Origin of the sequence: Arthrobacter oryzae (assembly GCF_031454875.1) — a bacterium.
In the GTDB taxonomy this organism is placed as follows: Bacteria; Actinomycetota; Actinomycetes; order Actinomycetales; family Micrococcaceae; genus Arthrobacter; species Arthrobacter oryzae_D.
On record NZ_JAVDRQ010000006.1, the window covers coordinates 228,950 to 251,556 of the forward strand.

The 22,607-nt window shown below is 66.6% G+C and carries 21 protein-coding genes; 9 read left to right on the forward strand and 12 right to left on the reverse strand.

Translation table 11 applies throughout. The features are described 5' to 3' along the window. The first annotated feature begins 27 nt into the window (after positions 1-27). Positions 28-507, forward strand: a complete 480-nt coding sequence (locus J2805_RS12910) for an SRPBCC family protein (RefSeq protein ID WP_309976748.1) — start codon at positions 28-30, stop codon at positions 505-507. A gap of 31 nt (positions 508-538) precedes the next feature. Here J2805_RS12910 and J2805_RS12915 read toward each other — a convergent pair whose 3' ends face one another. The 3 genes from J2805_RS12915 to J2805_RS12925 are packed head-to-tail and all read right to left on the reverse strand — an operon-like array spanning position 539 to position 3,028. Further along, positions 539-1,738 carry a pyridoxal phosphate-dependent aminotransferase gene (locus J2805_RS12915; protein ID WP_309976750.1) on the reverse strand — a complete coding sequence of 400 codons (1,200 nt, stop codon included), beginning with the start codon at positions 1,736-1,738 and terminating at the stop codon, positions 539-541. A 31-nt stretch (positions 1,739-1,769) separates the two neighbouring features. Beyond that, the gene (locus tag J2805_RS12920) at positions 1,770-2,531 is read right to left on the reverse strand and encodes an anti-sigma factor family protein (protein WP_309976755.1); all 762 of its coding nucleotides are present in this window, start codon (positions 2,529-2,531) and stop codon (positions 1,770-1,772) included. Continuing rightward, entirely contained in the window at positions 2,528-3,028 is a 501-nt protein-coding gene (locus tag J2805_RS12925; RefSeq protein ID WP_309976757.1) for a sigma-70 family RNA polymerase sigma factor, read from the reverse strand. The genes J2805_RS12920 and J2805_RS12925 overlap by 4 nt, the downstream gene beginning before the upstream one ends. Positions 3,029-3,244: 216 nt before the next feature. Between J2805_RS12925 and J2805_RS12930 the strand changes: the two genes are divergently transcribed. Next, positions 3,245-3,784: a COG4315 family predicted lipoprotein gene (locus tag J2805_RS12930; RefSeq protein WP_309976760.1), complete on the forward strand. Its 540-nt coding sequence runs from the start codon at positions 3,245-3,247 to the stop codon at positions 3,782-3,784. A 9-nt stretch (positions 3,785-3,793) separates the two neighbouring features. Here J2805_RS12930 and J2805_RS12935 read toward each other — a convergent pair whose 3' ends face one another. The 3 genes from J2805_RS12935 to J2805_RS12945 form a co-directional block, all read right to left on the reverse strand. Beyond that, on the reverse strand, positions 3,794-4,582 hold the full coding sequence (locus J2805_RS12935; protein WP_309976762.1) for a hypothetical protein: 789 nt from the start codon (positions 4,580-4,582) through the stop codon (positions 3,794-3,796). Then, positions 4,575-5,132, reverse strand: a complete 558-nt coding sequence (locus tag J2805_RS12940; RefSeq protein ID WP_309976764.1) for an RNA polymerase sigma factor — start codon at positions 5,130-5,132, stop codon at positions 4,575-4,577. Before J2805_RS12940 ends, J2805_RS12935 begins: the two co-directional genes overlap by 8 nt. A 130-nt stretch (positions 5,133-5,262) precedes the next feature. Continuing rightward, positions 5,263-5,934, reverse strand: a complete 672-nt coding sequence (locus J2805_RS12945) for a protein tyrosine phosphatase (protein WP_309976766.1) — start codon at positions 5,932-5,934, stop codon at positions 5,263-5,265. Between the two features lie 175 nt (positions 5,935-6,109). Here J2805_RS12945 and J2805_RS12950 point away from each other — a divergent pair, with 175 nt between their 5' ends. Beyond that, positions 6,110-6,703, forward strand: coding sequence for a DUF5655 domain-containing protein (locus J2805_RS12950; RefSeq protein WP_309976768.1), 594 nt, complete (start codon positions 6,110-6,112; stop codon positions 6,701-6,703). Positions 6,704-6,765: 62 nt separating this feature from the next. On the opposite strand, the gene J2805_RS12955 is transcribed toward J2805_RS12950, so the two are convergent. Beyond that, positions 6,766-8,328: a sensor histidine kinase gene (locus J2805_RS12955; protein ID WP_309976770.1), complete on the reverse strand. Its 1,563-nt coding sequence runs from the start codon at positions 8,326-8,328 to the stop codon at positions 6,766-6,768. Between the two features lie 372 nt (positions 8,329-8,700). Here J2805_RS12955 and J2805_RS12960 point away from each other — a divergent pair, with 372 nt between their 5' ends. Both J2805_RS12960 and J2805_RS12965 read left to right on the forward strand, forming a co-directional pair. Further along, a complete protein-coding gene (locus J2805_RS12960; protein WP_309976772.1) occupies positions 8,701-9,927 on the forward strand; it encodes a pyridoxal phosphate-dependent aminotransferase in 1,227 nt (408 codons plus the stop codon). 260 nt (positions 9,928-10,187) lie between these two features. Then, entirely contained in the window at positions 10,188-12,824 is a 2,637-nt protein-coding gene (locus J2805_RS12965; RefSeq protein WP_309976774.1) for a GH32 C-terminal domain-containing protein, read from the forward strand. 65 nt (positions 12,825-12,889) lie between these two features. Here the strand turns inward: J2805_RS12965 and J2805_RS12970 are convergent, their stop codons facing one another. The 3 genes from J2805_RS12970 to J2805_RS12980 form a co-directional block, all read right to left on the reverse strand. Beyond that, positions 12,890-13,735 (reverse strand): VOC family protein, encoded by an 846-nt coding sequence (locus J2805_RS12970; protein WP_309976776.1) that lies wholly within the window; start codon positions 13,733-13,735, stop codon positions 12,890-12,892. Positions 13,736-13,911: 176 nt separating this feature from the next. Beyond that, the gene (locus tag J2805_RS12975; RefSeq protein WP_309976778.1) at positions 13,912-14,208 is read right to left on the reverse strand and encodes a putative quinol monooxygenase; all 297 of its coding nucleotides are present in this window, start codon (positions 14,206-14,208) and stop codon (positions 13,912-13,914) included. 72 nt (positions 14,209-14,280) lie between these two features. Next, the gene (locus tag J2805_RS12980; RefSeq protein ID WP_309977020.1) at positions 14,281-15,276 is read right to left on the reverse strand and encodes a LacI family DNA-binding transcriptional regulator; all 996 of its coding nucleotides are present in this window, start codon (positions 15,274-15,276) and stop codon (positions 14,281-14,283) included. Positions 15,277-15,440: 164 nt separating this feature from the next. Between J2805_RS12980 and J2805_RS12985 the strand changes: the two genes are divergently transcribed. From J2805_RS12985 to J2805_RS13000, 4 genes are all read left to right on the forward strand, one after another. Further along, on the forward strand, positions 15,441-16,559 hold the full coding sequence (locus J2805_RS12985) for a substrate-binding domain-containing protein (protein WP_309976780.1): 1,119 nt from the start codon (positions 15,441-15,443) through the stop codon (positions 16,557-16,559). A gap of 114 nt (positions 16,560-16,673) precedes the next feature. Beyond that, on the forward strand, positions 16,674-17,720 hold the full coding sequence (locus tag J2805_RS12990; RefSeq protein WP_309976782.1) for an ABC transporter permease: 1,047 nt from the start codon (positions 16,674-16,676) through the stop codon (positions 17,718-17,720). Further along, positions 17,717-18,511 carry an ATP-binding cassette domain-containing protein gene (locus tag J2805_RS12995; RefSeq protein WP_309976784.1) on the forward strand — a complete coding sequence of 265 codons (795 nt, stop codon included), beginning with the start codon at positions 17,717-17,719 and terminating at the stop codon, positions 18,509-18,511. The genes J2805_RS12990 and J2805_RS12995 overlap by 4 nt, the downstream gene beginning before the upstream one ends. 76 nt (positions 18,512-18,587) lie before the next feature. Beyond that, complete coding sequence (locus tag J2805_RS13000; RefSeq protein ID WP_309976786.1) at positions 18,588-19,568, forward strand: carbohydrate kinase family protein; 981 nt, start codon at positions 18,588-18,590, stop codon at positions 19,566-19,568. Here J2805_RS13000 and J2805_RS13005 read toward each other — a convergent pair. Continuing rightward, positions 19,541-21,514 (reverse strand): glycoside hydrolase family 32 protein, encoded by a 1,974-nt coding sequence (locus J2805_RS13005; protein ID WP_309976788.1) that lies wholly within the window; start codon positions 21,512-21,514, stop codon positions 19,541-19,543. The genes J2805_RS13000 and J2805_RS13005 overlap by 28 nt on opposite strands. Positions 21,515-21,662: 148 nt before the next feature. Further along, positions 21,663-22,592: a DMP19 family protein gene (locus J2805_RS13010; RefSeq protein WP_309976790.1), complete on the reverse strand. Its 930-nt coding sequence runs from the start codon at positions 22,590-22,592 to the stop codon at positions 21,663-21,665. Between the last annotated feature and the right edge of the window lie 15 nt (positions 22,593-22,607).

The window sequence follows — 22,607 nt, forward strand, 5'->3', positions numbered from 1 at the left end:
CTGCGCCCGCCCGGCTAGGGTGGACGCATGCCCCAGGTACGCGCCGAGCGCTTTATCCGACTCGACCCGGAGACCGCCTTTGCGTTCTCCCAGACCACCGGCGAGTTCCGGCTGAAATGGGATCCGTTCATTTCGGCCCAGGGATGGCTGGACGGTGCCCGGGCCGCCGGCAAGGGCGTCCGCACCCGCACGGTCTCGAAGATGGGCCTGGTGATGGTGAGCGAGTACGTCTCGTACGCGCCGCCCCGGAACGTGGGCATGACCATGGTGTCGGGTCCGTGGTTCTTCGGCAACTTCGGCGGCGGGTGGCGGTTTACCCCGGCCGACGGCGGCACCCGCGCCGTCTGGAAGTACACATTTTCCTGCCGCCCGGCATGGCTGCGGCCCGCGGCGGAGAAAGTGGGCGGCTGGCTGCTGGGCCGCGAGATCGAAAAACGCATCGAAGCCTTCGCCCGGGCCTGCGAGGACCCGCAGCTCGTGGCCGAGTTCCACGCGCTGAACGCCTGAGCCCGGAGTTCCGGCCGGGTGCGGCGCGCCGTTAGGCCGACGCCGGGCCTACCCCGCGTAGCCGCCCCGAATCCTCGAGGGCGGCCCGGACGCGGGCCCCGATTCCCTGCAGCCGGTCCAGCGGCTCGGTGGCGTAGACCAGCCGCACGTAGCGCGGTGCCACGTCCTGGCCCCACGCCGTCATGGGCGTCGCGGCGATCCTGCCCACTTCAAGCAGCCGCCGGGACAGCTCCGGCGCACGCATCCCCAGCGCCTCGGCATCCAGCAGCATGGACCAGCCGCCCTCGGGTATCACGATGGGAAGCCCGGCCAGTTCGCTGGCAACCAGGTCCCGGCGTGACTGCCACTCCCGCACGGCCCCGGCGATACCGTCGTCGGCCGTGTTGAGGGCAGCGAGGACACCTGCCTGGCCGAAACCGCTGGCCACGGTGGTGTTGTAGATAGCGGCCAGGGCAACGTCTCCCATGATCTCCGCGGGCCCCGCCGCCCAGCCGACGCGCCAGCCGATCATGCGGTAGTTTTTGGAGACGCCGCCCAGGGTGATGGTGCGGTGCGCCAGTTCCGGAAACGACGCCGGATGGCGGTACGGCAGGCCGTCGAACAGGATCCGGTCCATTGCGGCGTCGTACAGCAGCCAGCAGTCCGCATGCTGGCAGGCATCGCGGACGGCGCCCCATTCGGCGTCGTTGAACACGTGGCCGGACGGCATGGACGGGCTCATCAGCAGGATCGCCCGCGTGCGGGCGGTAACCGCTGCAGCCAGCCGTGACGGGTCCAGGCGCCAGCGCCCGTCCTCCACCATCAGCGGGACGAACACCGGCTCCGCGCCGGCAAGCCGGACGCGGTTGATCATGCCCGCGTAGGTGGGATCGGTGAGGATGACTTCATCTCCGTGGTCAACGGTGGCTAGGAGCACGCTGAGCATTCCCGCCAGCGCCCCTCCCGTAATCACCACCTCCGAGCGCGGATCGTAGGACAGGCCCGTTTGCTGGCGGAGCCGGTGCGCCACCGCCTGGCGGAGGGCCAGGGTCCCGGTGAAGGGAAGCCAGCTGTTGGCGGCCCTGTTTCCCACTGCCTCGCGCGTTGCGATGATGGCCGACGGCGGCGGTGCAATGTCCGTATCCAGGTTTTCCATGCGGAGCACGTCGGGATCACCACCGACGGCGGCTGCCACCCTGTCGATGCCGAAGGGCTGAATCCGGGCGAAACGCCCGGTCCTGCCGCGGACCATGTGCCCAGCCTCCCACCGGGTCCGGACCGCGTCAATGGGCGCCGGATGCGCCTTCCACCATGGAAATGACAGCCACTGTCTGCTGCCCCTCGTTCCGCAGTTCCACGCTGCTGATCCGGCTGATCTGGGTGGGCGTTGCCCCGGTGATCCTGGACCGCCCGCCGGGCGTCGCGGACCAGCTGCAGGCGCGGTCCTCGGTTCCGTCCTGGCCCTTGACCCACAGGGACAGGGTTCCCTGCGTGGGCAGGCTGGTCCCGGTGAACGAGACCTCCGTCCCCCACGCCTTCCGCATCAGGGCCAGCTGGACCTGCAGCCCGCCCGGCGCCTCCACCGAGTAGCTCGCGTCCGGCTTAGGCGGCTGGTTGAACAGCGGCGCTGCCACGACTCCCAGTGCCAGGCACGCGGCGGCCACCGCCCCAACGAACGCAGTCCACCGCCGTCGGGACTTTCTCCGCCGCACCGCCAGCTCATCCAGCAGGCGGGCGGGGTCCCCCGTGGAAGCCACCTCCCCCAACGAAGCGGCTTCCACGGGGCCGGCGGCTGCGGGAGCGCGGTCATCCTCCGCGCTGCCGGCCTCCCGGGTTGCCGACGCCGCGGAGGCGGTGCCCGTAAGGGCGACGGCGTCGGCAACAGGCAGGGCGTCCAGCAGTGCGGGCAGGCTGGCGAGTTCGTCCAGCTCCCGGCGGCAGTCCGGGCAGGCCGCCAGGTGCTGCTCGAAGCGCGACACCTCGGCAGGCTCCAGTCCGCCCAGCAGGTACGCCCCCAGCAAGGTGTGCAGTTCCGCGTCACTCACCGCTGCACCCCCATTTCGTCAAGGATGGTCCGGAGCGCCCGCACCGCGTAGAACGCGCGGGACTTCACCGTCCCTGCAGGGATGTTCAGCTCCACGGCCGTTTCCGTAACCGTGCAGCTGCGGTAGTGCAGCGCCACCAGGACGTCGCGGTGTTCGGTGCTTAGCCGCAGCAGTGCTTCCTCCATCAGGACGCGGTTCAGCAGCTCGTCAACCCGTTCGCTGGCTTCCGCCGGGTCCGCCACGTCCCGTTCTGTCGCCTCGATGGGACGGCGCTGGGCCTTGCGGTAGTTGTCAATCATGATGTTCCGCGCGGTGCGGAAGAGGTAGCTCCGCAGGCTGCCGGTAATTTCCGGAGCCTGCTGCCAGACGCGGAGCACAGTCTCCTGGACCACGTCGTCAGCGAGTTGCGGATCCCGGGAGGCGCTCAGCACAAAGCGCCGCAGGGCAGCGCCGTGCTCGCGGTAGATAGCTGCCACCACGTCTTCATCGAGCGGCATCCTCGCCCCTCCCGCTGTGCTGATGGTGCCCTGCATTGTGTGTGCTGCCTCGTGCTGCTGCGGCAGGCCGGGCGCCCGCCGTCCCCCATTACGACGCCCCAACGGCGCAAACGGTTCAACGTGGCAGGCACCCTGAACCATTCTGCGCCCGCGTGCGTCGTACCGGGTAGCGCCGGACCTCACCGTTTTGGCCGGCACGAATCCAAGGAGCTGGACATGAAAAAGCAACTGGGCGCCGGGCTTTCCGCTGTGGCACTGGCCGTGCTTCTCACCGCCTGCGGCGGCGGCACCCAAACAACGCCCACTACTGCGCCCACTACCGCGGAAGGCTCGACGTCGTCCCCCGCCGAAACGTCCGCACCGGCAACGTCGCCGGTCCCCGCAGGCGCGGCCGAACTGAAGACGGCATCATCCGGGGCCGGGCAGATCGTGGTGGACGCCAAGGGCATGAGCATCTATTTCTTCACCAAGGACGTCAAGGACTCCGGGACCAGTGCCTGCACGGGCGCCTGCCTTGCCGCCTGGCCGCCGGTCCTCACGGAATCGGACTCGCCGGCAGTTGACGGTGTGACCGGAACGGTGGGAACCATCGCGACGCCGGAGGGTAAAAGGCAGGTCACCGTCAACGGGCTTCCTGTGTACTACTACATCCAGGACAAGGCCGCCGGTGACATCACCGGCCAGGGCGTCAACGACGTCTGGTACCTGGTCAGCCCGGCAGGAGAGATGGTGAAGACCGCGGCCAGCGGCTACTAGCCCTGGCGGCTACCGTTCCGGCGCCGGACTGGGCAGTTCCGGAGTCGGAACGTCAACGGGTGGCGTGGGAACCAGCCCGGAAGGATCGGGGCTCACCGGCGGCGACGGAAGTGGCTTCACGGTGGGCAACTGGCCATGCCCCGGAATTGAGCCCGGATTCCGGGGATCGGGTTTTGCGGGCGCGGTGAGTCCGGGGGTTCCGGGCTTGGTCGGCGAGGGCGTGGCGGAATCGGCAGGGGTGCTTCCGCCGGACTGTCCGCCGGGGACTGATCCGCCGTCCGCCGGAGATGGAACCGGCGAGGCCGGTGCAGGCGCGGGAGTTCCCGGCACGGCCCCACCGGTATCCGGAGCGGGCTGGGCGGGAGTCTTTCCCCCGCCGCCGGGTGTCATGGTCCCCACGATGAACGTCACGGCATGCCGGACGTTTCCCAGGGTGTGGCGGAAGTTTTCGTCCGAGGCGGCAGCGGCGGCGCCTCCCGCGGCCAGGGCAGCCGCGACGGAGAGGGCGGTGAGCGGAAGGCGGCTTTTGCGCCGGCGTCGCGCGGCAAGTTCGTCGACGGCGGGCGCGGCGCTGGCGGATGCGGTGCTGGCGGATGCGGCTGACGCGGCGGGAACCGCTGCAAGCATGGCGGCCGGCACCATCAGCGCCTCCACCTCGGCGGACGGGCGGGGGCTGTCGGCGGCCAGGGCACGCAGTTCCAGCAGGAGCGGGCGAAGGTCGCCGTCGTCGTCCATGCCGGCGTCAGCCAGCAGGTCGTCGATGATTTGCTGGTCCCGGGATGAGGAGATGTCACTCATGATGTGCCTGGCTTCCTATTGAGGCGCGTTCCCTGAGGGCGCTAAGCGCCCGGCGATGCAACTGTTTGACTGCTCCCGGGGTTCGGCCCATGACGTCGGCGGCCTGTTCCACCGAGAGGTCGGCGACCACCCTGAGTGCGAGCACTTCCTGGTGGTCCGGGCTGAGCCCTTCGAGGAGTGCTCCTGCGCCCCCGCCGTCCACTTTCGCGAGTGCCAGTTCCTCGGCTGATGCGGAACGCCGTCCGTCAAGGTCCGATTCATAGGGGCTGAGGGCCGGTGTGCGCTCGTAGCGGCGGTAGTGGTCCACCATGCGTGCGTGGGCAATCGAGAAGATGAGCGACTTGGCACCCTGGAGTCCGCCGGTCAGGCCATCAAGCTTCGGATAGAACGCCAGGAACACGTCCTGGGTGACCGCTTCCGGATCATCCACTCCGCGGGCCCTCAGGTAACCGAGCACGGCGCCGGAGAACTTTCGGTAGACAAGGGTGAACAGCACGGCGGGGTCGGCCCCGGCCGTGTGCACGTATTCATCTGCCAAAGTGTCGAGCACCGTCAGGCTCCTCCATGCCACGCAGCGTGGTCACATATCCGGGTTCCGGAAGGCTGTGGACTGGCGCCTGTTGCACCGCGGGACTCCTGCCAAAGCGAAGGAGTCCCGCGATCAACCTTAGGCGGCTGTGTTACTGACGGCCAGCTGAGGTGGGCAGTTCGGGGAGCTGGGTGGGGACCTCGGCGGGGAGTTCCGGTGCTGCCGGAACGGCTGCCTGGGTGGGCAGTTCCGGTGCTTCCGGTACTTCCGGAACCTCAGGAGCGTTGACGTCGGCTGCGACATCACCCGAGCCGGCACCTTCAACCTTGTGGGCGTCGGACTGGCCTGCGGACTTGCCCGCGGCGATTACATCCGCGCAGTAGCTGTCGATGTTGGCTTCGCCTTCAGCGGCGATGGCCAGCGATGCAAAACCGGTGGAGGATGCTGCCAGGCCGCCCTTGGTGAAGGCGGTGCACAGGCCGAATGCGGCGGGGCCGGTGGCGTCCGGGCCAACAGCGGTTGCCGAAGCTTCGGCGTCGGCGTTCTGGTCCGCAGCGGCGCCGGTTGCGGCGGCCTCGGCGGAAGCGGACGGCGTGGCCGATGCGTCGGCGGAAGCGTCGGCGGTGGCGCCGCCCTTAGCAGTCTCGGAAACGCCGCCGACGCGCGGAGCGGGGGCGCCGAGCAGTTCGTGTGCGCTCTGCTGGACGTCGGAGGGAAGGGCTCCGGCGTATGCGGCGGCACCGGTGCCACCGACCGCCAGTGCGCCGGCCGCCAATGCGCTCGCGGCAATCTTGCTAGTGGCAAAAACAGTGAACAAGGACATGAAACCCTCCGAAAACATATACAACAGTGTCAGTAACGGCCAGGTTGGATCCGGCCACTCAAGCGGTGCGGACGCGGTCCGCACACCTCATACATCGCTGTGCGTTCCGAAAAAGTTACGCGGTACCGAAATTCTTTTTCGGGAACGTCCGCGGGGGCCCGCTTAGGATCAGACCATGGGCAATCCGACCGATCTGAAGAACGCCGCGAAGACCTGGCAGACCATGGTGGAGGGCAACCAGGCGCTGCTCCTGCGCAAGTCAGGTCACGACGCCGGATGGTGGGCTGAACGGGCCCGCGAGGCGGGTCTTAAAAACGACGGCGAGCTCCGGACCTGGATGCGGGAGGAACACGGGATCACGGGCTACGCGCAGTACGCCGTCTCCTGGGAGATGTTCGGGTACCCCGAGTTCATGCTGCGCGACGCCGACGAACTGATCGATGCCCAGTATGCGAGCCACCCCGCGCTGCGCCCCATTGCGGATGCGTTCCTGGCTTGGGCGGCGGAAACGGCGGGTGTGGAAATCCAGATGCGCAAGGGCTACGTGTCCCTCCACTCTCCTCGGCGGAAGTTCGCGCAGGTCACCCGGGCCAACAACACCGCTGTGGACGTTGCGCTCCGGCTGGACGCCCCGGCAGAAGGCAGGCTCGATGCCGTCAAGGTGCGGCCCGGCGATTTCTTCGACCGCAGGGTCCGGCTGACGTCGGTTGAGGAAGTGGACGACGAAGTCTTGGCGTTCCTGGCGCGGGCGCTCCAGCAGAACAGCTGAGAAGGACGGCTGATCCGGCCGGCTGAAGCGGGTCAGCGCGGGTCAGCGCGGGTCAGCGCGGGTCAGCGCGGGTCAGCGGGAAGGGTGAAGGTCACGGTGGTGCCTTCACCCGGGGCGCTGATGAGGCCGATCGACCCGCCGTGTCCTTCGATGATGGTCTTGCTGATGGGAAGGCCAAGACCTGCTCCGGGAATGGCCGTATCGCGGGACCGCGCGGAACGGAAGAACTTGGTGAAAGCCTGCTCCTGGTCCTCCTCCGTCATACCGACCCCTGTATCGGTGATCGAGCAGACCAGCTCCTCGCCGTTCCTTCGGGCCCGGGCGGTGATCTGTCCGCCGTCCGGCGAGTACTTCACCGCGTTCGATATCAGGTTGCCCACCACCTGCCGGATCCTGGCGGGGTCCACGCGTGCGGGGAGCGGTTCTTCCGCGTCCAGCACCAGCGCTACTCCGGAGAGGTCAGCCCGTGCCTGGTTGGCGGCCACGGCCGCTGCGAGGAGATCTGCAAGGTCCGTATCCTGCAGGACGAGCTCCACGTTTTCTGAAGCGACGGCAATAAGGTCATTCACGAGGCCCAGAAGATGGCCGGCGTTCCGCTCCACGATCCGCAGCTCGGCCGCTATGTCCTCGTGGCCGGGCTCGTCCAGGACCAGTTCCAGGTAGCCGAGTATTGATGTCAACGGCGTGCGCAGCTCATGGGACACGGTGGCAACGAAATTGTCCTTGGCAGCCAGTGCGTTGATCAGTGTGGTCACGTCGGCAAAGGTGACAACAGCCCCCGCCCTGATCCCGGCCAGGGAACGGATGGCGCCGCCGCTGACGGAATAGGCGCGTTGCTCCGAATCCTCGCCGGTCCAGTAGAGCTCATGGGTGAACGACTCACCACGGGAGGCTCGCACGGCCGGGAACGCATCCGCCGGCACGGGGGTAGTCCTGTCGCCGTGAAAGAGCTTCGCAGATCCTCCGGCGGAGGCGACGCGTGCCAGCGACGGGTCGGTCCGCAGCGCCCTGTTGGTCAGGACTTCCTGGCCGACTTCGTCCACAACCCAGACGCCCACATCAACCGTTGAAAGTACGGCATCAAGCAACCGCTGGCGTTGCACGCTCTCGGCCAGGGTCGCCGCCAGATCGCGGTCCTTGCGGATAAGTGTCATGCGTTGCCGGTAAAGGGCACCGGCCAGGACATGCGCCGTCACGGCGATCGCGGCCATCACCAGCGGCAGGAAGATGGTCCGGATCACCGAACCCTGCGCCGGGTCCGATCCCAGGGCGGCCGCCGGGACAACGGTGCTGAGCACTGTCGCGAGGACTGCCAGGACAACCCGGTGCCGGTGACGGCTTACGGACAGCCAGACCACGGGGAAAACCAACAGCAGGCTCAGGACGTTGAAGCTGGGCCCGCCGGCCTGGCGCGTAAATCCGATGGCCACGCAGTCGAGGACGGGAATCAGGGTGAACGCTTCGGGGTGCAGCCTCCCCCAGGGAACAGCCAGGCAGAGGCCGAACAACGTGACGTGCGCCAGCAAGGCAATCCTGAATCCGTCGTCCGCCAGCGTTGCCGGACTGAAGATTGCGGCCGCAATCGCCACCAGGAACAAAGTGACCGACAGAGGGAGCTGGCTCATCACCACACGGCCCCGGACTCCGAGCCGGCCGAAAATCCGATCGATCCAGTCAGCGAGGGACGTGGCCCCGGCCGAGGGTGCGGCGCCGCCTGATGTGTCCGGGCCTGGTGGCGTGGCCCCGGCTGATGTGTCCGGGCCTGGTGGCGTGGCCCCGGTCGGCGGTCGCTCGTCGCCGGTCGGCCCCGCCCGCCGCAACACTCGGAGCGGGCTGTTTGATCCTCGGATACGGTTTATCACTCTGTCCCCCCGGCACAGAAATATCGTCCCCCGGGCTGCTTCAAGGGCACTGCCCACAGTGTAGACCGCCGCCGCGACGGGCCGGGAATGCGACGCAGCCGCTGCCGGGCGTCCGGCGCTGTGAAAAGATCAAGCATGCGTCCGATGCAGCACTCCAGCAAACTCCAGAATGTCCGCTACGAACTCCGCGGGCCCATCCTCCAGGCAGCAAAGGAGATGGAAGCCGAGGGGCACCGGATCCTCAAGATGAACCTTGGCGACACCGCGCCGTTCGGCCTGGAGGCCCCCGAGTCCGTGGTGGTGGACATGATCCACCACTTGCGCGGGGCGCAGGGGTACAGCGATTCAAAAGGCATCTTCTCCGCCCGCACTGCCATCTCGCAGTATTACCAGACCAGGGGCCTGATGCAGATCGGCGTCGAGGACATCTTCATCGGCAACGGCGTCAGCGAGCTCATATCCATGTGCCTGCAGGCATTTATGGAAAACGGCGACGAAATCCTCATTCCGGCACCCGACTACCCGCTGTGGACGGCCGCCGTCACGCTGACCGGCGGCAAGCCCGTGCACTACCTGTGCGATGAGGACGAGCACTGGTGGCCCGACATGGCCGATGTCGAAGCAAAGATCACCAGGCGCACCAAGGCAATCGTGATCATCAACCCGAACAACCCCACCGGAGCCGTGTACCCGCGGCACATCCTGGAGCAGTTTGCCGAGTTGGCGCGCAAGCACCACCTGGTGCTGTTCTCGGATGAAATCTACGAAAAAATCCGGTATGAAGACGCCGAGCACATCCATACGGCGTCAGTGGCCGAAGACGTCTGCTGCCTCACCTTCAGCGGGCTTTCCAAGGCCTACCGGATGCCGGGGTACCGTGCCGGCTGGGTGGCGGTGACGGGCCCGCTCGCCGCCACGCAGGCATACCGGGAGGGGCTGGAACTGCTGGCCTCCCTCCGCCTGTGCCCCAACGTGCCGGCGCAGCACGCAATCCAGACCTGCCTCGGCGGCTATCAGTCCATTGAGGCCCTGATCCGGCCCGGCGGCAGGCTGCGCGAGCAGCGCGACCGTGCTTTTAAGCTCCTGACTGCCATCCCCGGCGTCACGTGCGTCCCGGCTGCCGGTGCCATGTACCTGTTCCCCCGCCTGGACCCGGAGCTTTACCCGTTCAGGAGTGACGAACAGTTCGTCCTGGACCTGCTGAGGGAACAGAAGATCCTGGTCTCGCACGGCTCGGCGTTCAATTGGCCCCGGCCGGACCACTTCCGCTTTGTCATCCTGCCGTCCGTGGAGGACATCGAGGAAGCCGTGCGCCGCATCGCCACGTTCCTCGCCTCCTACCGGACCAGCGCGGCGGACTAGGAACGCAGCGGACCAAGGACGCGGCGGACCAGGGACGCCAGGGCGGCCCCCTGCCCTGCCGCGCCTTCCGCCCCGCCCTGCCGCGCCTTCCGCCCCGCCCTGCCCCGCCCTGCCCCGCCCTGCCGCGCCCTGCCCCGCCCTGCCGCGCCCTGCCGCGCCCTGATGCGGGCTATCGCTCACCGGTCCGTTGACTTGTCTCGTGGACTTAACTTAGCGTTCCCTCCACTGACAACGTTGTCTTTCTGGGAAAGGCACGCGCGATGAAGGGCGATCTCAGCACTATGCACACACCACGATCCATTGGCTTGCGGGCAGTCACCGCTGTGGCACTGGCGGGCCTGGCCCTCGGCGGCGCCTTGGCCGGGGCCATCCCGGCCGGAGCGGCCACCGCTCCGGGTGACGAACAGTACCGCCCGGCTTTCCATTACTCGCCGGAGAAGAACTGGATGAACGATCCCAATGGGATGGTCTTCTACAAGGGCGTCTACCACCTCTACTACCAGCACAACCCCACCGGAAACACGTGGGGAAACATGTCCTGGGGCCATGCGACCTCCACTGATCTGGTCCATTGGAAGGAGCAGCCGCTGGCGATCCCCACGGATGAGCAGCAGGACATCTTCTCCGGCAGCGTGGTGGTGGACAAGAACAACTCCTCCGGCTTCGGCACCGCGGAGAATCCGCCCCTGGTGGCGATTTTTACCAGCGCCTACAAGGACGCATCCCCGCACCGCGGGCTGCAGGCGCAGTCCCTGGCGTACAGCCTGGACCAGGGCCAGACCTGGACCAAGTACGGCCAGAATCCTGTCCTCAACCGCAACTCAGCCAACTTCCGCGACCCGAAGGTCTTCTGGTACGACGCCCCGGACGGCGGCGGCTACTGGGTGATGACCGCCGTGGAGGCGCTGGACCACAAGGTGCTCCTGTACAAGTCCGATAACCTCAAGGACTGGACCGAACTGAGCTCCTTCGGGCCGGCGAACGCAACCGGCGGCCTCTGGGAATGCCCTGACCTGTTTCCATTGGCCGTGGACGGAAACCCTGAGAACGTCAAATGGGTCATGGTGGTGAACATCAATCCCGGCGGCGTGGCGGGCGGTTCTGCAGGGCAGTACTTCGTGGGGGACTTTGACGGCACCACATTCACCTCCGACACCACGGACCCCGTGGACTCCCTCCCGGCCGGAACTCCGCTTGCGGGTTTCAACGACGGAAGCTACGGCGGCTGGACGGTCAACAACGAGCCGGGAAACTGGAAGAACGGGCCGTTTGCCGACGCACCGGCACAGGGAGCACTGGCAGGGCAGAACCAGGTCACCGGCTACGCGGGGGCCGGGCTGGTCAATTCCTTCAACGACGGCGACTGGCCGATCGGCTCCATGAGTTCACCGGAGTTCACGGTGGGCAGTGACTACCTCAACTTCCTCGTGGGCGGCGGACAGCATCCGCGCGTCTCGGACAAGCTGGACAACAACGCCCCCGCCGGAGACCTGCTGTTCGACGGCTTCGAGGTTCCCAGCGGCAGCACACTGGCCGACGCCGGCTGGACCGGAACCGCGGACCTGGCGCCAACCTTCCAGCCGGCCACGGCAGGCGGCGACTACTTCATCGGGGCCAAACGGATCAACACCTTCGAAGCGGGTGGTGCCCCGGGTGATGACCGCCAGGGCACGCTCACTTCGCCGGCCTTCACCGTCACCCGAAACTTCATGAGCATGCTGGTCGGCGGAGGGCAACGGGCCGCTGGCTCCGGTGAGGTCCTGGAAGCCCAGCTCCTGATCGATGGCAACGTTGTCAGAACGGTCAGCGGGGAGAACGCCGGCGCCCTTAACTGGAAGGGCTGGGACGTTGCGGAATTCGCCGGCCGGAGCGCGCAGCTGAGGGTCGTGGATCAGGCGGTCGGCGGGTGGGGACACCTCACCCTTGACCACGTTATGCTGACCGACCAGGCAGCCGTTCCGCGCTCGGACGAGACCACCGTCAACCTCGTGGTGGACGGGCAAGTGGTCCGGTCCGCCACGGGGGCCAACAGCGAAGTCCTGGATTGGGCATCGTGGAATGTCGCAGAGTTCAGGGGCCGCCAAGCGAGTATCCGGATCGTGGACAACAACCGCTTTGGCTGGGGGCACATCCTGGCAGATGAGTTCGTTGCTTCGGAACGGCCGGCCAAGCCCCGGCTGCAGGGCTATGACTGGCTGGACTACGGCCGCGACTATTACGCCTCGGTTTCCTTCGGCAACATGCCCCAGAACAAGCGCGTCATGCTCGGCTGGATGAACAACTGGGACTACGCCAACCTCGTCCCCACTTCCCCCTGGCGCAGCGCAATGTCGCTGCCGCGTGAAGTTGGCCTCACACAAACGGCTGACGGCCCCCGGCTGACCCAAAAGGCGGCAAGGCAAGTGGACAAGCTCGCCGCCAAATCTTCCTACAACGAGAAGTCGGCCCGCGACATCGCCTCGGGAATCCACCCGCTTCCGGCCGCAGCGTGGGGCGACGTCCAAAGGATCGACGTCACGTTCGCCCCGGGAACGGCAGCCAAGTCCGGCATTACGGTCTTGGGGGACGGAACAACGTCCACTGAGATCGGCTACGACGCAGCAACCGGCGAGGTCTACGTGGACCGGAGCAAGTCCGGCAACACCGGCTTCCACCCGCTGTTCACGTCGGTGGACTCGGCGCCGGTGACCGTTGACGGAAGCGGCGACGTGACCCTGCGGGTCTACGTTGACCGCGCGTCAGTGGAGGTCTTTGCCCAGAACGGCCTGCGCACCATTACGGACCAGGTGTTCCCGGGTGCCGGCGCCGGTCAGGTGGCCCTCTTTGCCGAAGGCGGCACGGCCAGGGTCAAGTCGCTCACGGTCACCCCGCTGACCGGGTCGATGTTCACGAGGTAGACCCGGAGTGGTCGAGCCCGTCTGTTGTCGACGGGCTCGACCACCGGGAGGGCTCGCTCGCGGAATCAGCCCGACGGCGGCGTGAACTGGCTCGCTGTAAACTCCGCTCCCCAGGGGTCGCGGATCCGGGCCGAGCGTGTCCAGTCCGTGTCGAACCGTTGAAGGACGGTGGCTCCGAGGCGCTCGGCCAGATCTGCTGTCTGGTCCCGGTCAGCGACCGTGAACGAGACGTGCCAATGGGCCGGTTCACGGGGATCCGCCGGCATGACCCAGGCAACCGCGTCCTCGAAACCGGCGGGAGTAAAGTCCCCGGCCTGCCGTGCCCTGATGTCAGGGTCCACGGTGGCCTCCAAGTGGTCGCCGTACCCAGGCCTTCGGATCATTGTCCCGTAATCCAGGTTATCGAACTGCCAGCCGAATGCGGCGGCGTAAAAGCCCGTTGCCGCTGTGATGTCAGCTGTGTGAAGATCGCTGAAATTCCAGCCGCCAGGCACGTTGACCGCCTGGGCACATGGCCGGGCACCGGCTTGCCACAACCGAAAACCAGCGCCTTCAGGATCGGTCAGCACCGCCCGCGCGCCACCGGCCCCACTTTCAGCGGGCGGCAACTGAAGCGACGCTCCGAGCGACACCAGGTGCCGCACGGCGGCATCAGCATCATCTACCGCCACATACGTATTCCAAGCGGCGGGCCCGTTGCGTGGACCGCCGACGGCTCCGGCCTCCTGGCCGTTGAGCGTCGCGACGGCGTATCTGCCACCCGCACCGGGAGCCAGGGCTTCTTCGAATTCCCAGCCGAAGAGTCCGCCATAAAACCGAATGGCAGCATCCACGTCGGGCTGCTCGGTATCCACCCAGGACGGGACACCTGGCGGATACGTCCGGCCGGCCACATGTGGAAGTCGTTCCATGGATACGACCCTAGACAGCCCGGCCGGATCCGGCAACGCTCTCCAGGGTCAGCCCTCATGTCATCCCGGGGTTTGTCCGCACCAAGTCCGCCAGGACCGGGGTTGTCCGCGGTTCCTGGCTTTGAAGGCCAGGAACCGCGGACAAGCCTAGGGTGCTTCGGGCCGCACCGTGGGGGCTATCCGTCGGCAGGCTGGAGCCAGGTCAGAACCGAACCGTCCCCCTCGATGTGGCGTACCAATTCTCCATTGAAGGCCGCACCGTAGTCCGCGCTGATATGTTCTTGGAACGCGGCCTCGTCCCGGTACACCTCGAAGACGAAGTACTCCCTAGGGTTCGACTCACGCGTGTAGGGCAGGAACAGTTCGTTGCCCGGTTCGCTGCGCACCTTCTCGGTGAGTTCGCGCATCATTTCGGCAACCCGCGCTTCGCTGCCGGGCTTGACCGTGAATTCGGCGTAAAGCGTTTTGGTCATGGTGCTCCCTTTCAAGGATGTGTTTGCACTGGGGCTGTGTTGGACAAGGCAAGGGCGGACCAGGCCGGTCGATCAGGACGGCGGGATCTCACCGGACCCCCGCAGGATGAGCTCCGACGGCACGACGTACGTGGCCGGGGCAGTCCGGTCGCCGTCAATGCGGGCCAGCAGGCGCTCCGCCGCGAGCTTGCCAATCCGCTCCGGGTGCTGGGCAATCACGGTGATCCCGGGTTCCATCATGTCCGCCAGAGTGAAGTCGTCGAACCCGACCAGCGCCACGCGTTTGCTGGCACCCAGCTCCTTGAGCGCCCTCATCACCCCAAAGGTAACCAGGTTCTGGCTGGAAAAAATGGCGGTGGGCGGGTCGTCGGAGGCCAGGAGCTCCAGTGCCGCCAGCCGCGCAGACTCCTCGTCATGCAGTCCTTCGCGGACGGGAACAGCTGATGTGGCGAGGCCGGCTCTCCCCAGTTCCTCGATGAATCCCCGCCTGCGCTCCCGCGCCGTTTGGATCTCGGTGCGGTCGCCCAGGTAGGCGAGCTTCCGGTGCCCGTGGGCCAGCAGGTGGGAGGCCGCCGTAGCGGCTCCGACGGCGTTGTCCGTCACCACGGCATCAGCGTCGATGCCTACGGGTTCGCGGTCAATGAACACCATGGGCAGGTCCCGGGAGTGCTCCGGGATGACATATGCCTGGCTCTTGGCGATCGGCGTCAGCACCAGGCCGTCCACCCGCCGGCCCAGGAATGCGGAAACAAGTGCTTTCTCACGCTGGGGATCATCGTCCAGGCTGGCGGCAAACACCGCGATCCCGCGTTCAGCGAGTGCGTCCTCCAGCGCCCGGTGGATCTCTCCGCTGAACGGGTTGGACACGCTGGGCAGCAGCAGGCCGATGCTGAGCGTCTGCCGCCCGGTCCGCCGTAGGCTTCCCGCCGCCATGTCCAGCTGGTAGTTGAGCTGCTGCGAGGCCCCGAGGACTCGGAGCCGGGTGGACTCGGAAACGCCCGGTTCATCGTTCATTACGCGCGACACCGTCTTGATGCCAACCCCGGCCAGCGCGGCCACGTGGCGCATTGTGGGCCTGCTTTGGGCGGCCTCTACTTGGTAACGATTAGACATCGTTGTCAAACCTCGTCCTTCATTATCGGTTTATGCCTTGACTGTACCTTGTGAGCTTGGTTACATGAGTCATGACATCGTTGTCAGGCACAATTCGTGCCACGGAAACAGGAGATTCAATGTTGAGTTCCACAGCCCCACGGACCGTCGCAACCCGTTTGTTCGCCCTCGGTGCCGTCCTGACCCTCGGCACGCTCAGCCTGACGGCGTGTGGCGGAAACAGCTCCTCCACCGGTTCAACCGGCGGTTCGTCGTCGGACACGATCGGTGTGTCGCTGATCGTCAAGACCACCTCAAACCCGTTCTTCGTTTCCATGCAGGACGGCGCCAAGAAGGCCGCCGAATCCGGCGGCGTGGACCTCAAGCTGGCCGCCGGCAAGGCCGACGGCGACGAGGACACCCAGATCCAGGCCATCGAAAACGCCATCTCCAAAGGCGACAAGGGCATCCTGATCACCCCCAACGGTCCGTCCGTCGTCGACGCCCTCAAGAAGGCCAAGGACGCCGGCCTCTTCGTCATCGCCCTCGACACCCCGCCGGACCCGGCGGATGCAGCTGACATCACCTTTGCCACGGACAACTTCGCCGCAGGTGAGCTCATCGGCAAATGGACCGCGGCCCAGCTCGGCGGCAAGAAAGCCACCATTGCCCTCGTGGACCTCTTCGACGACAAGATTGTCTCGGTCGACTACAACCGCGACCAGGGCTTCCTCACCGGGCTCGGCATCGACACCGCCGACGCAAAGAAGAACGGCGACGAGGCCAAGACCGGCAAGTACACGGGCGGCAAGGGCGGCGACTACGAGATCGTCGGCAACCAGGCGTCCCAGGGCAACGAGGACGGCGGCCGCACGGCCATGGAAACCCTCCTCGCCAGCAACCCCGACATCAACGTCATCTACACCATCAATGAACCGGCAGCCGCCGGAGCATATGAGGCCCTGAAGTCTGCCGGCAAGGAAAAGGACGTCCTGGTGGTCTCCATCGACGGCGGCTGCACCGGAGTGGACAACGTCAAGTCAGGCGTCATCGGCGCCACCGCACAGCAGTACCCGGTCAAGATGGCCGAACTGGGTGTGAAGGCCATCGTTGACCTGGCCAAGACGGGCAAGAAGCCGGCCAACTCCGAAGGCCTGGACTTCTACAACACCGGTGTCGAACTCGTCACTGACAAGCCGGCCGACGGCATCAAGAGCATCACCACCGCCGCCGCATCCGACATCTGCTGGGGAAAGTAGCCTCCCAGTTTCACTGAGTGCGGGGAGGCCGGACCCCGTTAGGCCGCCCCGCACTTCATCTCCCGAGCCAGCTGGCTACGCAGCAGCAACCATCATCGAAGATCAGGACGTATCGTGACCCAGCAACAGACCGCCGGCCCGCCCAGCGCCGGGCATGCCGATCTGGCGGAGGAATTCCTTGACCGCCAGACGCCGCTCAGCCGCATACGCAACATCCTCCACCGTTATCCCGCCGTCAGCCCTGCCCTCGTCCTTCTCATCGCGGTGGTCGTGTTCGGCCTGCTCAATGACAGGTTCCTGCGGGTTGAAAACCTCTCCCTGATTACCCAGCAGGTCTCCGTGGTCGGCACCCTGGCCATCGCGCAGACCCTCATCATCCTCACGGCCGGCATCGACCTTTCCGTTGGGGCCGTGATGATCCTTTCCTCCATGGTCGTGGCCCAACTTGCCGTCAACAACGGACTGCCCGCGCCCGTCGCGCTGCTCGCAGGCCTGGTCGTCGGACTCGCCGCCGGTGCCCTGAACGGGTTCCTTGTCACCAGGTTCCGGCTTCCCCCGTTCATCGTCACCCTCGGCACACTGAACATCTTCATCGCACTGACCCTTCTCTACTCCAACGGGGCCACCGTGCGCGGCTCGGCGATGCCGGACCTGCTGACCTGGACCGGAAGCACCTTCCCGGTGGGCCCGGTGCGGATCTCCACCGGCGTCGTCGTGATGCTGCTGCTCTACATCGCCATCGCGTTTATCCTGGGCAAGACCGCCTGGGGCCGGCACGTCTATGCCGTGGGCGACGACAAGGAAGCCGCCCGGCTTGCCGGTATCGCCGTAAACAAAGTCCTCATGAGCGTCTACCTCGCCGCCGGTGCCGTCCTGGCCATCGGCGCGTGGATCCAGATCGGCCGGACCAACGCCGCCAGCCCCAACGCCGGAGTCGACCTGAACCTCGACTCCATCACCGCCGTCGTCATCGGCGGAACCAGCCTCTTCGGCGGCCGCGGCTCCGTCTGGGGAACCCTTCTGGGCGCCCTGATCGTCGGTGTGTTCCGCAACGGTCTCTCCCTCGCGGGCCTGGACGTGCTGTACCAGACCCTCGCCGTGGGCGTCCTCATCATCCTCGCTGTGTCCATCGACCAGTGGATCCGAAAGGTGAAATCATGACCGCCACCCACATGGAACCTGCTAAATCCAAAGTGCGCGAGCCCATCCTGCAGGCCAGGAACCTCGTCAAGACCTTTGGCCGCGTCGTGGGCCTGGACGGCGTCAGCCTCGACCTGTACCCCGGCGAAGTCCTGGCCATCATCGGCGACAACGGTGCCGGAAAGTCCACGCTCATCAAGTGCCTCACCGGCGCCGAGATTCCGGACTCGGGCGAACTCACGGTTTCCGGCAAGCAGGTCCACTTCAAACGCCCGCAGGACGCCCGCGCGCACGGCATTGAAACCGTGTACCAGAACCTCGCGGTCTCGCCGGCGCTCGATGTAGCCTCCAACCTGTTCCTGGGCCGGGAAGAACGGCTGCCCGGCCCGCTCGGCAGCATCTTCCGGGTCCTGGACACCGCCGGCATGCGCAAGAAAGCCAAGGCGGAACTGACCCGGCTGGGCATCTCGACACTCCAGGACGTGACAGTCCCGGTGGAGAACCTGTCCGGCGGCCAGCGCCAGGCTGTGGCGGTGGCGCGGGCCGCGGCGTTCGGTTCCAAGGTAGTAGTCCTGGATGAGCCGACGGCGGCGCTCGGCGTGCGGGAGTCCAACCAGGTCCTGCAACTGGTCCGGGACCTGCGGGACCGCGGGCTCCCCGTCATCCTGATCAGCCACAACATGCCGCACGTGTTCGACGTCGCGGACCGCATCCACATCCAGCGGCTAGGCAAGTGCGCGGCCACGATCACACCCCAGTCCCACAGCATGACGGACGCGGTGGCCATCATGACCGGCGCGGCCACAGCCTAAGCATCCCCGCAGTATCCCCCAGCTCCGTCCGCGGACCGGACCACCGGTCCGCGGACGGCTTCACGAAAGAGATCCAATGCTCAATCCCGGTCCGCACTCTTCCACTGCCGAGAGCCTTGACGTCATCGTCGTCGGCGAGGCACTGATCGACGTCGTCAGCCGTCCCGACGGCGATGTGGAGCACCCCGGCGGCTCGCCGGCCAACGTCGCCTACGGCCTGGGGCGGCTGGGAGTCAGCGCCGGGCTGCTGACGGCAATCGGCGACGACGCCCGCGGCGCGGCGATCGAAGCCCACCTGTCCAGCGCGGGAGTGGTGCTCCTGCCGGGGGCGCGTTCCCTCGAACGCACTGCCTCGGCAACGGCCACGATCGCCGCTGACGGTTCGGCCAGCTACATCTTTGACATCGACTGGCGGCTGGAGCCCTTGGCGCCGGCCTTCTTCCCGAAGGTCCTCCACACCGGCTCGATCGCCACGTTCCTGGCACCGGGCGCGGCCGCTGTCCGGACCCTCCTGGAGCAGGCACACCGGGGCTGCATGGTCACCTACGACCCCAACATCAGGCCGGCCCTGCTCGGCAGCCACCACGAAGCGAAAACCCTGTTCGAGGAACTCGTCCCCCTGACCGACGTCGTCAAGCTCAGCGACGAAGACGCCCGCTGGCTGTACCCGGGGCAGGAACTGGAGGATACGGCGGAGAAAATCCTGGCCCTGGGCACCGGACTGGCCGTCATCACGGCCGGAGCCGAAGGATCACTGCTCCGCGCGGCCGAGGGCAGCCTCCACATTCCGTCTGTACGCACGGCTGTGGCGGACACCATCGGCGCCGGCGACTCGTACATGGCCGCCCTGATCCTGGGGCTGCTGACCCGCGGGACCGCCGGACTGGCCCCTTCCGTGCTTGAGGCCATCGGCCGGACAGCATCCGCGGCGGCCGCCATCACGGTAAGCCGGCCCGGAGCCAACCCGCCCACGCTCGACGAACTGCGGGCGGCGCAGGATTCGTCGGCCCGGAAAACGGCTGAGGCGGATCAGGACGCGGCGGCCATCGGCGTGTAGCTGAAGGACTTCAGCGTCAGCGTCCCGTCCTTGGTCAATGCCTTCAGGCCCTTGGGAGCTCCCGCGGGAAACGCCAGCGACGTCAGGGTCCGCTCCCCGCCGTTGACGAACACTTCAACGGAGCTGTAGTCCACAAAGACGGTCAGCTGGACCTTGCCATCGCGGGGCGCGGATTCCGCCCGCCGGACCGTGCCGTAGTCGGGTGCGAGTCCGGCGGTTTCCTTGGCTGCGCCGTCACGCGCGACGAAGGCGGAGCCCGATTCGAAGTCATAGCCCACCGTGGCGAAAACCCCGTTTTCGGCCAACAGCTCCACCTTGGCCTCGGAGCCGTCGTCTCCGGCCGCGCGCTCGAGCGTCAGGTCAAGCCGGTACGCTCCGCCATCGGGCCCGGCAGGGTCCGGTCCGGGCAGCTCGCCGGCACCGTCCGGAGTCAGTTTCCGGTCCGACACGGTGACGGTGTCGCCTTCCAGAGACTTCAGCGCACTGGTGGGCGTGGAGACGAGCGTGGGCTTGCCGGCGACGGTCTGCAGACGGATGTCCCTGACCACCGTATCCGTGCCGCCATGCCAGTCTTCCGTAGGCAGCTTCCGCGCATAGGCCCAGTTGTTCAGCCAGGCGATGGCATGGCGGGAACCCATGCGCTGGCTTTCCGTGAGACGCGGGTCGTCCCAGGTCACCGCGGCGTAGAAATCGGAGCCGTCATCGAGCCACTGGTGTTCCTCGTCCGACGGCGTGAACCGTGTCCCGTCCCACGTTCCGGTCCAGTAGGCAACGCCGGTGGACTTCCCCTCCTCAGCCCCGTTGGCACTGGCGGCGAGCACCCAGGTCCGTTTGGCCGGGTCGCCGTCGACGTCGAGCTGGAAGAGTTCGGGGCATTCCAGGACGCCAAGGCCTTCGCGCTCAAAGCCCGACAGGTAGCGCCATTCCTTCAGGTTGGCGGAGGCGTACAGTCCGATTTTCTCGCCCTCCGCCAGGGCCATCACCCATTGGTTGTTGGCTTCATCGCGGATGATCTTGGGATCGCGCCAGTGCTGCTCCCCGGGGTTGTCCATCACCGGGTTGCCGTCATAGGCCTTGAACGAATAGCCCTTGTCGGTGGAATAGAACAGCGACTGCCGCTGCACGCCGTCGTCCTGCTGGGTCATGACGGCGATAACAGCATCCTTGCCGAACCCGGCGGAGTTCTGGTGGTCCACCACGGCGCTGCCTGTTTCGATGTCTCCAAGCCCGTTCTTGTACTTTTCTATGGCCACGCCCTCGTCCTTCCAGTGCACCAGGTCGGTGCTGGTGAGGTGGTACCACTCGGTGCCGTTTTCCTTGGGGTAGCCGGAGTTGTAGAGGTAGTAGTAGTGCCACTGACCGTCCAGCCAGAAGGGCCGCTGGGGATCGTTCATCCAGTTTTCCCGGGGCGTGATGTGGTAGCTGGGCCGGTAGCCGGAGGAGCCTGCCGGACGTTCGAAAGCCGAAGCCTCCGGCGCGGGCACCTCCGGGCCGGCGCCGAGATCGGCCAGCATGGCATCCACCGCTTCGGAAGTGATGCAGCCGGGCCGGGCGATGTCCGCGGATCCTGCCCGCGACACCTCGTCGCGAACACTGGACCGCGCAAAGACGTCTTCCCCCGTGCGGACGGCCGCCACCCAGCCGTCAGCGCATTCGATGGCGCGGAGGTCGGAGACGCCGTCGGTCCGCAGCGGACGCGCCAGCCCTTCCAGGCTGCGGTCTCCCCCGGTCAGCCAAAAGGAACCATAACGGCCCTTGGCCTCCTTTGCTTCCGACTGCGCCTTGGCAACGTCAGCCAGTGCAGCTTCGGCCAGGCCGCCGCGCTCCTGCTGCGACCCCGCTCCCACCACTATGGCGACCGCCACCAGCACCAGGGCAGCGGCAGCGGCCACCGCGGCCCAAAGGGCCCGCGGGGTCAGCTTGCTGGGGAGAAACCTGAGTGACATATACACCGATCAGTCGTGATGCACGAACGCCGGCGCCGGTACTAAAGCCGGCGCCGGCGTTCATGCATGTTGGTCTGGTTTCATCCAATTTTACAGCGGACGCACCTCGGTGTTCTTACTACAGCCGCCGCAGCACCGGCGCCCGGGCCTACGCGTCAGCATCCTCGAACTCCACCGCGGCAACAATTTCCTTGGTCGAGGGGCTGATCATGTAGGCTTCCTCGTCCTCCTCCACCATGATGAAGTCACCGTGGTCCGTGGTGAAGTGCCACGCCAGGACAGTCTCGCCGTTGTGCTCGTGATTGGGATCGCCCATGGTGATCTTCTTCAGTTCGTGTCCGGCGACGTCGCACAGTTCGCGGATGATGAGTTCGAACTCCGGCGCATTCTCAAGGGCCTCCTCGGCCGCCTCCGCCTGGCGTTCGGCCAGGTTGGGGATCTGCGCCACGCGCTCGGCGATGTGCACCTCCAGCTGCTCGTCGTCCAGCAGCAGCAAGCCTTCCTGGCTGCGGAGCCACGCGGCGTTCAGTGCAAGGATGTCCTCGGTCTCCAGCAGCGACTCGAATTCATCGTCAAGCTCGTGAAGTTCCCGGACCGCCTCGTTTGCGGTGGTCCCGCCGTCGTGCACTTCGCTCTCGGCGGCGCCGTCGTGTTCGGTGCTGTCGTCGGTGCTGTCGTCCCCGTCGGCGGGATCAAAGTCGTCCGTATCGCCGTCCAGGTACACGTCGGCGTCCTCTTCGGAAAGGGCATCGAAGGCTGCCGCAGTTCGGTTGAACAGCGCCAGGTGGGCAGTGGCGCCCATGCCTTCCAAGCCCTCGCGGACGTAGGCGTCGATCTCTTCGCGCTCGGGCACCGTGAAGACGTACTGCGCGAAGCCGCCGGCCAGCGCCTGGGTGAGGTAGAAGTCAACGTAGTAGCTGCGCAGGGCGTTCGGCGCGATTTCCGGGGCGTCGAGCAGTTCCGCGTACATGGCGTTGACCACCGTCACGTTGGAATCGACAACGTCCTCGCTGGGCGCCTCGGCGCTTTCGATTGTCAGGACAACGGGGTGCTTGCTGGCGGTCTGGCCGGTGCTCATGGGAGATCCTCACTG